General features: G+C 73.9%; 10 protein-coding genes. 6 read left to right on the top strand and 4 right to left on the bottom strand.

Going from position 1 to position 12,500, the window contains the following annotated elements; translation table 11 throughout:
- Nucleotides 1-123 precede the first annotated feature (123 nt).
- From ACN267_RS02235 to ACN267_RS02225, 3 genes are read left to right on the top strand one after another with little or no spacing between them, the layout of a single operon-like run.
- Nucleotides 124-864 (top strand): ABC transporter ATP-binding protein, encoded by a 741-nt coding sequence (locus tag ACN267_RS02235; RefSeq protein WP_421487795.1) that lies wholly within the window; start codon nt 124-126, stop codon nt 862-864.
- Nucleotides 861-1,616: an ABC transporter permease gene (locus ACN267_RS02230; RefSeq protein WP_088643074.1), complete on the top strand. Its 756-nt coding sequence runs from the start codon at nt 861-863 to the stop codon at nt 1,614-1,616. The genes ACN267_RS02235 and ACN267_RS02230 overlap by 4 nt, the downstream gene beginning before the upstream one ends.
- Before the next feature lie 5 nt (nt 1,617-1,621).
- Nucleotides 1,622-2,311, top strand: a complete 690-nt coding sequence (locus ACN267_RS02225; RefSeq protein ID WP_281895633.1) for a TetR family transcriptional regulator — start codon at nt 1,622-1,624, stop codon at nt 2,309-2,311.
- Nucleotides 2,312-2,428: 117 nt separating this feature from the next.
- Here the strand turns inward: ACN267_RS02225 and ACN267_RS02220 are convergent, their stop codons facing one another.
- From ACN267_RS02220 to ACN267_RS02210, 3 genes are all read right to left on the bottom strand, one after another.
- A complete protein-coding gene (locus ACN267_RS02220; RefSeq protein WP_204959631.1) occupies nt 2,429-3,208 on the bottom strand; it encodes a DUF2470 domain-containing protein in 780 nt (259 codons plus the stop codon).
- 101 nt (nt 3,209-3,309) lie between these two features.
- Nucleotides 3,310-5,100 carry an ABC transporter ATP-binding protein gene (locus ACN267_RS02215; RefSeq protein WP_204959238.1) on the bottom strand — a complete coding sequence of 597 codons (1,791 nt, stop codon included), beginning with the start codon at nt 5,098-5,100 and terminating at the stop codon, nt 3,310-3,312.
- Between the two features lie 101 nt (nt 5,101-5,201).
- Entirely contained in the window at nt 5,202-7,076 is a 1,875-nt protein-coding gene (locus ACN267_RS02210; RefSeq protein WP_204959239.1) for an ABC transporter ATP-binding protein, read from the bottom strand.
- A 190-nt stretch (nt 7,077-7,266) separates the two neighbouring features.
- Between ACN267_RS02210 and ACN267_RS02205 the strand changes: the two genes are divergently transcribed.
- The 3 genes from ACN267_RS02205 to ACN267_RS02195 all read left to right on the top strand — a co-directional run bounded on the left by ACN267_RS02205 (nt 7,267) and on the right by ACN267_RS02195 (nt 11,100).
- Nucleotides 7,267-7,896: a TIGR03085 family metal-binding protein gene (locus ACN267_RS02205; RefSeq protein WP_421487794.1), complete on the top strand. Its 630-nt coding sequence runs from the start codon at nt 7,267-7,269 to the stop codon at nt 7,894-7,896.
- Nucleotides 7,897-8,092: 196 nt separating this feature from the next.
- Nucleotides 8,093-9,184, top strand: coding sequence for a terpene synthase family protein (locus ACN267_RS02200; RefSeq protein WP_421487793.1), 1,092 nt, complete (start codon nt 8,093-8,095; stop codon nt 9,182-9,184).
- An 89-nt stretch (nt 9,185-9,273) separates the two neighbouring features.
- Nucleotides 9,274-11,100 carry an AMP-dependent synthetase/ligase gene (locus tag ACN267_RS02195; protein WP_421487792.1) on the top strand — a complete coding sequence of 609 codons (1,827 nt, stop codon included), beginning with the start codon at nt 9,274-9,276 and terminating at the stop codon, nt 11,098-11,100.
- Between the two features lie 58 nt (nt 11,101-11,158).
- On the opposite strand, the gene ACN267_RS02190 is transcribed toward ACN267_RS02195, so the two are convergent.
- Nucleotides 11,159-12,463 carry a low temperature requirement protein A gene (locus ACN267_RS02190; RefSeq protein ID WP_421487791.1) on the bottom strand — a complete coding sequence of 435 codons (1,305 nt, stop codon included), beginning with the start codon at nt 12,461-12,463 and terminating at the stop codon, nt 11,159-11,161.
- Between the last annotated feature and the right edge of the window lie 37 nt (nt 12,464-12,500).

Here is a 12,500-nt window from a genome sequence, read left to right as displayed (position 1 = left end):
CCGCCCGGGTCAGTACCCCGACCGGTGCGCCTCGAACAGCCCCGGCCGCAGGGGTGTTGCGCGGCGGCGGAGAATTCAACTACCGTTGATTTCAACAAGCGATGAGTTAACCGGAGGTGGGCGATGGACCAGGCCATCGCCGTCCGCGACCTCGTCGTCGACCGGGGTCGACGACGGGTGCTGGACGGCATCGGGTGCACGGTGCCGCGCGGCACGGTCACCGGGCTGCTCGGCCCGAGCGGCAGCGGCAAGACCACCCTGATGCGGGCCGTCGTCGGGGTGCAGACGATCAGCTCCGGCACCGTCACCGTGCTCGGCCATCCGGCCGGCGCGGCCGAACTACGCCACCGGGTCGGCTACCTGACCCAGGCCCCCAGCGTCTACGCCGACCTGACCGTCCGCGAGAACGCCCGCTACTTCGCCACCCTCCAGGGGCGCAGCGCCGCCGACGCCGACGCGGCGGTCACCGACGTCGGCCTGGCCACCGCCGCCGGCCAGCTCGTCGGCACCCTCTCCGGCGGGCAACGCAGCCGGGCCTCACTGGCCTGCGCGCTGGTCGGCGAGCCGGAACTGGTCGTCCTCGACGAACCCACCGTCGGGCAGGACCCGGTGCTGCGGGCCGACCTGTGGGCCCGGTTCCACGCCCTCGCCGCCGCCGGCACCACCCTGCTGGTGTCCAGCCACGTGATGGACGAGGCGGCCCGCTGCGACCGGCTGCTGCTGATCCGCCACGGCCGGCTGATCGCCGACGACACCCCCGACGCGGTCCGCGCCGCCACCGGGGTGGACGACCTGGAGGAGGCGTTCCTGCGGCTGATCCGGGCCGGCGGGGCCGACCCGGCGGGCACCGGGGAGGCGGCGTGAACCCGACGATCCTGGCCGCCACCACCGGCCGCATCCTGCGTCAGTTACGGCACGACAGGCGTACGGTGGCGCTGCTGGTGGTGGTGCCGACGGTGCTGCTCACCCTGGTCTACTTCATGTACGCCGACCAGCCGGCCCCGCCCGGTGCGCCGTCCCCCTTCGACCGGGTGGCCCTGGTGATGCTGGGCTTCTTCCCGTTCATCATCATGTTCCTGGTGACCAGCATCGCGATGCTCCGGGAACGCACCAGCGGGACGCTGGAGCGGCTGCTCACCACCCCGCTGGGCAAGCTCGACCTGCTGTTCGGCTACGGCATCGCGTTCGGGTTGGCCGGGGTGGTGCAGTCGACCGTCGCCGCCGCCGCGGCGTACCGGCTGCTCGGGTTGACCACCGCCGGATCGGCCGGGCTGGTCGTGCTGATCGCCGCGGTCAACGCGGTGCTGGCCGTCGCGCTCGGGCTGTTCTGCAGCGCCTTCGCCCGCACCGAGTTCCAGGCGGTGCAGTTCATGCCGGTCGTGGTCGCCCCGCAACTGCTGCTGTGCGGGCTGTTCGTGCCCCGCGACCAGATGGCCGGCTGGCTCCAGGCGGTCAGCGACGCGCTGCCCCTGTCGTACGCGGTGGAGGCCCTCCAGGAGGTCGGCGCGCACTCCGCACCGACCGGCCTGATGTGGCGGGACGTGTCGATCGTGGCCGGCGCGGCGGTGCTGGCCCTGGTGCTGGCGGCGGCGACCCTGCGCCGGCGCAGCGGGTGAGCCCGGTGGCCCGACGCACCGGTCGACGCCCCGGCAACCAGGACACCCGGGAGGCGATCCTCGCCGCCGCCCGGTCGGCGTTCGCCGAGCGCGGCTTCGACGCGGCCTCGATCCGGCAGATCGCCGCCGCCGCCGGGGTCGATCCGGCCCTGGTCCACCACTACTTCGGCAGCAAGGAGGAGCTGTTCCGGGCCACCGTCGACATCCCGATCGACCCGGCCGTGCTGCTGCCCGCCGTGCTGGCCGGCGACCCGGACGGGATCGGGGAGCGGCTCGTGCGCACGTTCCTCGGCGTCTGGGACTCGCCGGCCGGTGGGGCGGCGGTGGCCCTGCTGCGCTCGGCGACCAGGAGCGAGTGGACGGCCCGGCTGATGCGCGAGTTCCTGACCACCCAGGTGCTGCGCCGGGTGCTCGACCAGCTCGACCTGGACCCGGCGGAGCTGCCGCTACGCGGCGGGCTGGTCGCCACCCAGATGATCGGGTTGGCCATGATGCGCTACGTCATCCGCCTCGAACCGGTCGCCTCCGCCACCGCCGACACCCTGGCCGCCACCCTCGGCCCCACCATCCACCGCTACCTCACCGCCCCCCTCCCCCACTCCCCCACCGAACCTCCCGCCGCGCCTCCCACGCCTCCCGCCGCGCCTCGCACACCTCCCGCTGCGCCTCCCACGCCTCCCGCTGCGCCCCGGTGATCAAGAGGTTTGCGTCATGTCGGGAGATCGAATTGGCGCAAACCTCTTGATCACCGGGGCGGGACGGGGTGGGTGGGTGGGTGGAGGCGGGACGGGGGTGGGGTGGGGGTGGCGGGGCTAGTCGCGGTCGGGCCGGGTGTTGGCGGGATGGCGGTGCGGACGGGAGTGGGGGTGGGCGGCGGAGCGGGTGCAGAGCAGCGGGTGCAGCAGCCGGGACAGCTCCGCCAGGTCGGTCACCGGGTGCGGGAACGGCAGGCGGGCGCGACGCCTGTCGCCGGGGCCGCCGAGTGCCACGACCAGCCCGTACCGGTCGAGGCGGACCACCCGGGGTTCACCGTCGGCCAGACCGAGCCGGCGGCGCAGGTACGCCGTCACCTGCGGCCCGTGGTGGTCGGCGAGGTCGGCCAGCAGGGCGGCCTCGTCGGGGTGCACCGGGTCCGGTTCGGCGGCGGCGTACTCACCCGGGTCGACCCGGTGCACCACGCCGGCGGTGTCCAGCCGGGCCTCGGCCACCTCGAAGCGGTGCAGCCGGAACCGGCTCCCGACGTCGAGCAGGTCGCCGGTGGGGTCCACGGCGGCGAAGTCGACGGCCGCCCGACGGGCCGGGTCACCGGTCAGCGGCACCGCCCAGCCGGACACCCAGGCCCGGCCGGCCGACGGCGCACCGGCGGCCGGGGGCAGGTCGAGCACGTCGAGCACCACGGCGACGTCCCGCGCGGCGGCCGGGTCCAGCTCGGCGGCGAGGTCGCTGAAGACCGGGACGAGCAGCAGCACCCGCCCCTCCGCGTCGGTGGCGTGCCGGACGTGGAACGGGCCGGGCCGGTGGGCGAGGTGCACCAGGCCGGGTAACCGACCGGCCACCAGGGTACGAATCAGCTCAGCAGGGGTCGGAGCCACGGGCACCTCCGATAAAGGTTAGCCTTACCTAACCCGCAGAGTAGAGCACCCGGGCGACCACGTCCACCAGATGTGACTCCTACCGGTGGGCAACAGGTGGTTCAGCGGGTCTGCTCCAACCACGACGCGTAGAGCAGGGCGTACACCGAGTCGGGATCACGCAGCAGCTCCTCGTGCGGGCCCCGCTGGACGATCCGACCCCGGTCCACCACCACCACCTCGTCGGCGGCCTGCGCGGTGGACAACCGGTGCGCGATCGCCAGCGTCGTACGCCCCCGGGTCACCGCGTCCAGGGTGCGTTGCAGGCGTACCTCGGTGGCCGGGTCGACCGCGCTGGTCGCCTCGTCCAGCACCAGCAGGTCCGGATCGGCCACGTACGCGCGGGCCAACGCCACCAGCTGCCGTTCCCCGACGCTCAACGCCTCCCCCCGCTCCCCCACCGCAGTGGCCAGTCCGCCGGGCAGGCCGTCCAACCAGTCGGCCAGGCCCAGCTCGGTGAAGGCGGCCGTCAACTCCGCATCGGTCAGCTCGGGACGGGCGAAACGGACGTTCTCCCCGACCGTGGCGTCGAACAGGAACCCGTCCTGCGGCACCATCACCACCCGGGAACGCAGCGAGTCGAACCGCACCTCGTCAAGCGGCACCCCGGACAGCAGCACCTGCCCCTGCGTCGGGTCCATCAGCCGGGTGAGCAGCTTGGCGAAGGTGGTCTTGCCGCTGCCGGTCTCACCGACCACCGCCACCCGGCTCTTCGCCGCGATGTCCAGGGTGACGCCGTGCAGCACCGGCGGCCCACCCGGATAGGCGAACGTCACGTCGGCGAAGCGGATGTCCAACGGGCCGGCCGGCAGGTCCCGGCCCTGCTCCCCCGGATCGGCCACGTCCGGCGTGAGGTCGAGCACGTCGAGCACCCGCCGCCAGCCGGCGATCGCGTTCTGCGCCTCGTTGAGCACCTCGGTGGCGATCTGCACCGGCTGGATGAACAGGGTGACCAGGAACAGGAACGCGGTGAGCTGGCCGACCGACAGCGTCCGGTCCACCCCCAGCGACACCCCGACCACCACCACCCCGGCCAGCGCCACCCCGGCCGCCAACTCCCCCACCGAGCTGCCCATGATGCTGATCCGGATGGCCCGCTGCTGGGCCAACCGCTGCCCCTCGATCGCCGCGTCCAACCGTCGGGCCGTCCGCCCGGAAACCCCGTACGCCCGGATCACCGGCGCACCCACCACACTCTCGGCGATCGTGCCGAGCAACGTGCCCGTCCGCTGCCGGACCACCCCGTAGGCCCCGGCCAGCCGACGCTGCAACAACCTGATGATCATGACCGCCGGCGCGAAGGCGACCAGCACCACCAGCGTCAACTGCCAGGAGTACGCCAGCATCACCGCCGTGGTGACCGCGAGCTGGCCCAGGTTGACGATGAGGATGACCCCGCCCCACTGGAGGAACTGGGTGATCTGGTCGACGTCGCTGGTCACCCGGGAGACCAGCGACCCGCGCCGCTCCGACTGCTGGTGCAGCATCGACAGGTCGTGCACGTGCCGGAACGCCCTGGTCCGGACGTTGGCCAGTGCGGTCTCGCTGACGGTGAACAGCCGCCGCATCATCAGGTAACCGCAGACGGTGGTGAGCACCAGGACCGCCGCCGTGGCGGTGACCACCGTGACGATCACCCCGAGATCCGGCCCGTCGGGGACGGCGATCCCCTGGTCGATGCCGCGCTGCACCGCCACCGGCACGGCCACCCGGCCGACCATGTAGACCAGCGCCAACGCCAACGTGCCGGCCAACCCGGTACGCAGCTCGGGCGAGAGCGCCAACCCCCGCCGCAACGTCTGCCAGGTCCCCTCGGTCCGCTCGACCGGCTCGTCCCCGCCCCCCTCGCCCACCGACGTCGACCTTCCGTTCCCGACCCCACGACCCCGCTGCGCTGCACTCCTCGCGCTCACCGGATTGCCCTTCCGCTCGCGACTGCGGGGCTCCGCTGCGCTCACCGGTCCACCTCGATCTCCAGGCCCGACGGCAGCGGGGCGACCTCGTCGTACGTCCGGTTCTGTTCGCGTTCCTGTTCGGCCTGCTCGTAGGCGGTGACCAGGTCGACGTAGCCGGGCACGGTGGCCAGCAGCTCGGTGTGGGTGCCCCGGGCCAGCACCCGGCCCTGCTCCAGATAGATCACCTCGTCGGCGAGCGCGATGGTGGCCCGCCGGTACGCCACCACCAGGATCGACGCGGCGGCCGGCTGCCCGGGTGCCGGGCCGCGCAGCCCGGCCAGGATGGCCGCCTCGACCCGGGGGTCGACCGCGCTGGTGGCGTCGTCGAGCACCAGTAACCGGGGCCGGCCGGCCAGCGCGCGGGCCAGGGTGAGGCGTTGCCGCTGGCCGCCGGAGAGCGAGGTGCCCCGCTCACCGACCATCGTGTCCAGCCCGTCGGGGAGGGCGGCGACGAAGCCGTCGGCCTCGGCCAGCCGCAGCGCCGCCCAGACGTCCTCGTCGTCGATGCCCGGCCGGTCCAGGCTGATGTTGGCCCGGACGGTGTCGTCGAAGACGAACGGCACCTGGGCGACCAGCGCGGCGGTCGAGGCGAGCGACGCGGCGGTGAGCCGGCGCACGTCCACCCCGTCGAGGGTGACCGTGCCGGAGTCCGGGTCGACCAGCCGGACCGCCAGCGAGGCGATGGTGGACTTGCCGGCGCCGGTCGGCCCGACCAGCGCCACCGTCCGCCCGGCGGGCACGGTGAAGGCGACCTCGCCGAGCACGGACGTGCCGGGCAGGTGCGCCTCGGCGGGCTCGTAGCCGAAGTGGACGCCGTCGAAGGCGAGGGTCGCCGGGCCGGCGGCGTCGTCGAGGGTGACCTCGCCGTAGGGCATCTCGCCGGTGGCGTCGAGCACCCGGCTGACCCGGTCCCACCCGGCCACGCTGCGCGGCAGCTCGGCCAGCACCCAGCCGATCGCCCGCACCGGGAAGGCCAGCACGGTGAAGAGGAAGGCGACGCTGACGAGTTCGGTGACGGTGATCGCGCCCTGCCGCAGCCGGATCGTGCCGACCACCAGCACGGCCAGGGTGCCGAGGCTGGGCAGCGTCTCCAGCAGCGGGTCGAAGACGCCGCGCAGCCGGCCGACGGAGATCAGCGAGTCCCGCAGCTCCCGGGCCCGGCCGGCGAACCGGGCGGTCTCCTGGGCCTCCCGGCCCATGGTCTTGACCACCAGCGCGCCGTCGAAGCTCTCGTGGGCGATGCCGCTGACCTCGGCCCGCAGCCGCTGGGCGCGGGCCTGGCGGGGGGCCATCCGGCGGGAGTAGACCACGTTGAGCGCGAACAGGGCGGGGAACACGGCCAGCCCGACCAGGGCGAGCGCCCAGTCGGTGACGAACAGCGAGCCGACCGCGCCGACCAGCATCACCAGCGTGCCGACCGCGAACGGCAGCGGCGCGATCGGGTACCAGGCCGCCTCGACGTCGGAGTTGGCGTTGGACAGCAACGTGCCGGTGGCGTTGCGGTGGTGCCAGGCCAGCGGCAGGTCCAGGTAGCGGCGGGTGACCCGGCGACGGTAGGCGGCCTGAAGGCGGAACTGCATGTAACCGGCCCCGAGCCGACGGCCGAAGATGCCGACCACCCGCAGCACGCTGATCCCGAACAGCGCCACGGCGGCCAGGGCCACCGTGCCGGTGCCGACCTCGCCGGCCTCGACCGCCGGCACCACCACGTCGCCGACGACCGCGCCGACCACGTACGCGCTGGCGATCACCAGTCCGCCGAAGAGCACGCTGCCGGCGACCGCGACCGCGAAGATGCGCGGTTGTTCCCGGATCGCCCGGCCGAGGACCCACAACCCCCGGCGGATCACATCCCGACTCGTCCCGCTCGCCACGCTCTCCCCCGCCGTAAGCCGCAATTATCTCCCTTATCCTTACCGGTCCCGGCCACCGCCGCCGCCCGGCGGCCTATGTCCACCGTCACGTCCCGGCCGCGCCCGCGACCGGGCCCGGCTGGCCTGCCGCAACCGGGCCCGGCTGGTCTCCCGCCGCGCCGATGGCGGCCCGCCGACCTACGATCGCTGCATGCCGCGGTACGCCCGAGCGGAGCGCGAGGCGCTCGCCGACCTGATGCTGGAAGTGGGCCCGGACGCCCCCACGATCAACGAGGGGTGGACCGCCCGGGATCTCGCCGCCCACCTGGTGGTGCGGGAGCGCCGCCCCGACGCCGCCGGCGGCATCCTGCTGCCACCCCTGCACGGGTACGCCGAGCGGGTGCGGCTGCGGGTCGCCGCCCGCCCCTGGCCGGACCTGGTCGCACAGGTGCGCCGGCCCCCGGTGTGGAGCCCGGTCAGCAACCCGCTGACCGACGAGCTGGCCAACACGATGGAGTTCTTCATCCACCACGAGGACGTCCGGCGGGCCCGCCCGGGCTGGCACCCCCGGGACCTCCCGGCGGGGCTGGCCGACCGGCTGTGGAAGCCGGTGGCCCTGCTGACCCGCACCCGGGCCCGGCGTTTCCCGGCGGACCTGCTGGTGCAGGCCCCCGGCCACGGCGAGCTGACCGCGGGGCGGGGCGGTGACCGGGTACGCCTGGTCGGGCCCCCCGGTGAGCTGGTGCTCTTCCTGTCCGGCCGGCAGCGGGTGGCCCGGGTCCAGCTCGACGGCCCACCGGCGCTGACCGAACGGCTGCGCACGGCCGCGCTGGGGTTGTGAGCCCGACCGCGCGCCGGGTTCCCACCGGCGCGGACACCCTGCGCGGCCGGTTGATCACGTGACGCGCTGAAGGACGTCGCTGTTGGCGACAGGGGTGGAATCGGTCACCCCGGCCGCTTCAGCAACGACCAGTGTCGATCTCTTTGCCGTACTCTCCGGCGACGCCGCTCGTGGGGGGTGGCCGACTGGGGACGCCATGCGAAGCTTCGACGTCTCGGCGCTGTACGAGCCACCGTTCGTCAGCCGCCGGCACGTCGCCACCGACCGGGTGGCGGCGGAGAGTCTGGAGTGGGCCCGCCGGCACGGCCTGGTCGGGGGCGGACCGTCGGCCTCCCGGCTGCACCGGGCCGGCGCGGCCGAACTGGCCGGACGCGCCTGCCCGCAGGCGTCGGTGCCCCGGCTGCGCCTGCTCACCGACCTGTTCTCCTGGCTGTTCGTGATGGACGACGTCTGCGACGACGACGGCCTGGGCAGCGCGCCGGCCACCCTCGCGCCGACGGTCACCGCGCTGCTGGACGTCCTCGACCGGCACGGCGGCCCGGCCGGCACGGCGGCTTGGTGCGTCACTCCGACGGCGGACGCCACTCCGACGGCGGGCGGCCACGGCGGGCCGGCCGGCGACGGTGCGCCCCGGGCCGACCGGGACACCCCGGCCGGGGCGCTCGGCGTCGCCCTGGCCGACCTGTGCCGGCGGGTGCTCGACCAGCGCCGGCCCACGCTGTTGCTGCGGCTGGTGAGCCAACTGCGGGAGTACCTGCTGGCGCTGCTGTGGGAGGCCGCCAACCGGGAGCGCCGACGGGTCCCCGGGCTCGCCGAGTACCGCCAGATGCGCCGGCACACCGGCGGCGTACGCCCCAGCCTCACCCTGACCGACCTGGCGTACGGACGGCCGCCCGGCCCGGCCCGGCGGGTCGACCCGGCGCTCGTCGCGTTGGACGACCTCGCCGTCGACCTGGTCTGCTGGTGTAACGACCTGTTCTCCTACCGCAAGGAACGGGACGCGGTGGCCGACCCGCACAACCTGGTGACGGTCCTGGCCGCGCAACACGGGCGGGACGAGGCGTCGGCCTTCCAACTGGCCGCCGGCTGGTTCAACGACGGGCTGGCCGGCTACCTGGTGCGGGAGGCGGCGCTCGTCGCACACGCCGGGCCGGCGGTGACCCCCTACCTGGCGGCCCGCCGCGCGTGGCTGCGCGCCACCTACGACTGGTCGATGCGGGTGGACCGGTACGCCACCCCGCCCGGGGCGTCCGCCGGGACTCAGCCGCCTCACAGGTTCGAGGGCTAGCCGATGCCCGGGTGCAGGCAATACTCTTCGGTAACCGCACAGCGACGTGACCCTCGTCACGTCATCCACCCCCGAAGGCGGCAACCTCGATGGCTCTCGATGTCCCATACCGTTCCATCCCCGATATGTTCCGCAAGCGGGTGGCCGCCACCCCCGACCAACGTGCCTTCGCCCACCCGGCGGCGGACGACTCGGGCCCGGTCTGGTTGACCTGGGCGCAGGTCGGCCGGCGGGCCGACGCGGTCGCCGCCGGCCTACACGGGCTCGGGGTCGGGTTGGAGGACCCGGTGGCGATCCTGGCCAACACCCGGCTGGAGTGGATCCTCGCCGACTTCGGCATCATGTGCGCGGGCGGCGCGACCACCACCGTCTACCCGACCACCGAGCCGCAGGACGCGACATACATCATCGCCGACTCCGGCTCCCGGGTGCTGTTCGCCGAGAACCCGGTCCAGGCGGCGAAGGTGGCCGGCGCGCAGCTTCCCGCGCTGACCCACGTGGTGCTCTTCGACGGCACCCCCGACCCGACCGCCGCCGTGCCCCAGCTGACCCTGGCCGAGTTGGAGGAGCAGGGCGCGGGGGCGCTCGCCGCCGACCCGGGCCTGGTGGACCGGCTGATCGCCCCGGTCGGCCCCGAGCACCTGGCCACCCTGATCTACACCTCGGGCACCACCGGCCGGCCCAAGGGGGTCGAGCTGCTGCACGGCGGCTGGTGCTGGGAGGGGGTGGTGCAGGCCGAGACGGGCCTGCTGCGCGACGACGACGTGCACTACCTCTGGCTGCCGCTGTCGCACTCGTTCGGCAAGACGCTGCTCTGCGGCTCGACGCACGTCGGGCTGCCCACCTACGTCGACGGCCGGGTGGACAAGCTCGTCGACCTGCTCGGGGTGATCCGCCCGACGCTGATGTGCGGCGCCCCCCGGGTCTACGAGAAGATCTACAACAAGGCGGTCACCACCGCCCAGGACGCCGGGGGCGTCAAGGCGAAGATCTTCGCCTGGGGGGTCGCGGTCGGCAAGCAGAAGGTCGCCCTGGAGCAGGCCGGCCGGCCGGTGCCCGGCGGCCTGAAGCTGCGGTACGCGCTGGCCGAGAAGCTGGTGTTCAGCAAGCTCCAGGCCCGCCTCGGCGGCCGGATCAGGGTGCTCGTCTCGGGCGCGGCCCCGCTGAGCGCCGAGATCGCCACCTTCTTCGCCGCGGCCAACCTGCCGATCTCCGAGGGGTACGGCCTGACCGAGACCAGCGCCGGCAACTTCATCAACCCGCCCGACGGGCTGCGGATCGGCACGGTCGGCCGGGCGATGGGCGACCTGGAGTGCCGGATCGACACCGACGGGGAGATCCTGGTCCGCGGCCGGCCGGTGATGCGCGGCTACCACAACCTGCCCGAGGAGACCGCCGCCGCGTTCACCGAGGACGGCTTCTTCCGTACCGGTGACATCGGCAGCCTCGACGACGACGGCTACCTGCGCGTCACCGACCGCAAGAAGGACCTGGTCAAGACGTCCGGCGGCAAGTACATCGCGCCGTCGCACATCGAGGGCCTGTTCAAGGCCATCTGCCCGTACACCTCGCAGGCGATCGTCATCGGCCAGGCCCGCAACTACTGCACGATGCTGGTCAGCCTGGACCCGGACGCGATCCGGGACTGGGCGGCGGGCGGCCCCCTCCAGGGGCGTGACTACGCCGAGATCGTCGCCTCGCCCGAGGCCCGCGCGATGGTCGAGGAGCACGTGGCCCAGCTCAACACCAGACTCAACCGCTGGGAGACGATCAAGAAGGTGACCGTGCTGTCCCGGGACCTGACCATCGAGGACGGCGAGATGACCCCCTCGCTGAAGATCAAGCGGCGCGGTGTGGAGAGCAACTTCGCCGCCGAGATCGACCGGATGTACGCGGGCAGCCTGGCCGAGATCTGACCCCCGCCGACCGGCCGGTGTCCGTGTCCTCCCGTCCCGGGACACGGCCACCGGCCGGTCACAGGTGTTCGCGCCGCCACCGGCTCTGCGCCTCCTCGACGGCCTCCTCCTGCGCCAGCGCCAGCCGGCGCACCCGCCGCCGACGCCGGCCCTGGCCGCTGGTCTGCACCGCGGCCAGGGCGACGCAGACCAGCGCCAGCAGGGCCAACGCGCCCACCTCGGGCACCCGGGCCCCGGCCGGGGAGAGCGCCGCCAGGGCCAGCACCGCCAGCACCGGCGGCCAGCGCAGCACCCGGGCCGCCCGCAACTCGCAGGCGACGAGGCTGAGCAGGTAGAGGCCCACCCCGCCGTAGAGCACCAGGACCCAGTAGCCGCCCAGCGGCACCCCCCAGAGCGGGGTGTCCGGGTCGGCCACCTCGGCGAGCAGGTCCTTGAGGCCGAGGGCGAAGAAGATCACGCCGGCGATGATCGGCAGGTGCAGGTAGGTGTAGGCGTCGCGGGCCAACCGGGCCCGGCGCACCGGGTCGCGGCTGCGGTGCAACGCCTGTTCCAGGGCGAGCGCCAGGGTGTCGAAGTAGGCCCACCACAGCACTGACGCGATGGCGATGCCGAGCACCGCGGCGATCACCACCGGCCAGGTCAGCGGCAGGCCGGTGACGAACTTCGGGCCGACGCCGAGCGCAATGATCGACTCGCCGAGCGCGATCAGCACCATCAGGGCGTGCCGTTCGGCCCAGTGCCCGGCGGAGAGCACCGCCCAGTACGTTCCGCCGAGGCGTACCCCGGCCACGTACTCCAGCAACAGGGCCAGCGTCCAGAGGGTGAGTTGCAGGGCGGTCGCGGTGCCCTCCGTGGCGACCCGGCGGGTCAGCAGCGCGGAGGCGACCAGCAGCGCCGTGGCGGCCACCGGCAGCAGCGCGAGCCGGGTCCACCGCCGCCACCGGTCCGGGTCGCCCCGGGCCAGCACGCCGAAGACCGCCAACTGACAGGCCCGGACGAGGAGGTAGCAACCGGCGAAGACCAGCGGGCCGTCCAACCCGCCCGGCTCGTCGACGAACGCCCCCGGCATGCTCAGCGCCAGCAGGAAGGTGGCGGTGACGGTGAGGAAACCGAGCAGCGGCAGCGGCCCCTGGTCGGCGCGGACCGCGTTGCCCAGGCCGGCGAAACCGGTCCAGCACCACCACAGCAGGCCCAGCACCAGCAGGCAGCGCAGCAGGTTGACGCCGGTGGGCTCCTGCGAGGTCAGCGCGGTGACGGTGAAGAACGCGAAGACGAAGACCAGGTCGTAGAAGAGTTCCAGCCGGGTGGTCCGGGAGCCGGGCGCACCGGGCCGGACCCCGTGCCAGCTCGTCGGGCCGCCCACACCGGCAGTCTCCCAGCCGGGGTCGCCCGGTCAGGCC

This window comes from Micromonospora sp. WMMD734 (assembly GCF_049178975.1).
GTDB lineage: Bacteria > Actinomycetota > Actinomycetes > Mycobacteriales > Micromonosporaceae > Micromonospora > Micromonospora wenchangensis.
This window is presented reverse-complemented; position numbering and strand designations above follow the sequence as displayed.

Coding starts and splice junctions, on each gene's coding strand:
- ACN267_RS02195 (WP_421487792.1), top strand. CDS start 9,274: ATGGCTCTCGATGTCCCATACCGTTCCATCCCCGATATGTTCCGCAAG.
- ACN267_RS02205 (WP_421487794.1), top strand. CDS start 7,267: ATGCCGCGGTACGCCCGAGCGGAGCGCGAGGCGCTCGCCGACCTGATG.
- ACN267_RS02235 (WP_421487795.1), top strand. CDS start 124: ATGGACCAGGCCATCGCCGTCCGCGACCTCGTCGTCGACCGGGGTCGA.
- ACN267_RS02200 (WP_421487793.1), top strand. CDS start 8,093: ATGCGAAGCTTCGACGTCTCGGCGCTGTACGAGCCACCGTTCGTCAGC.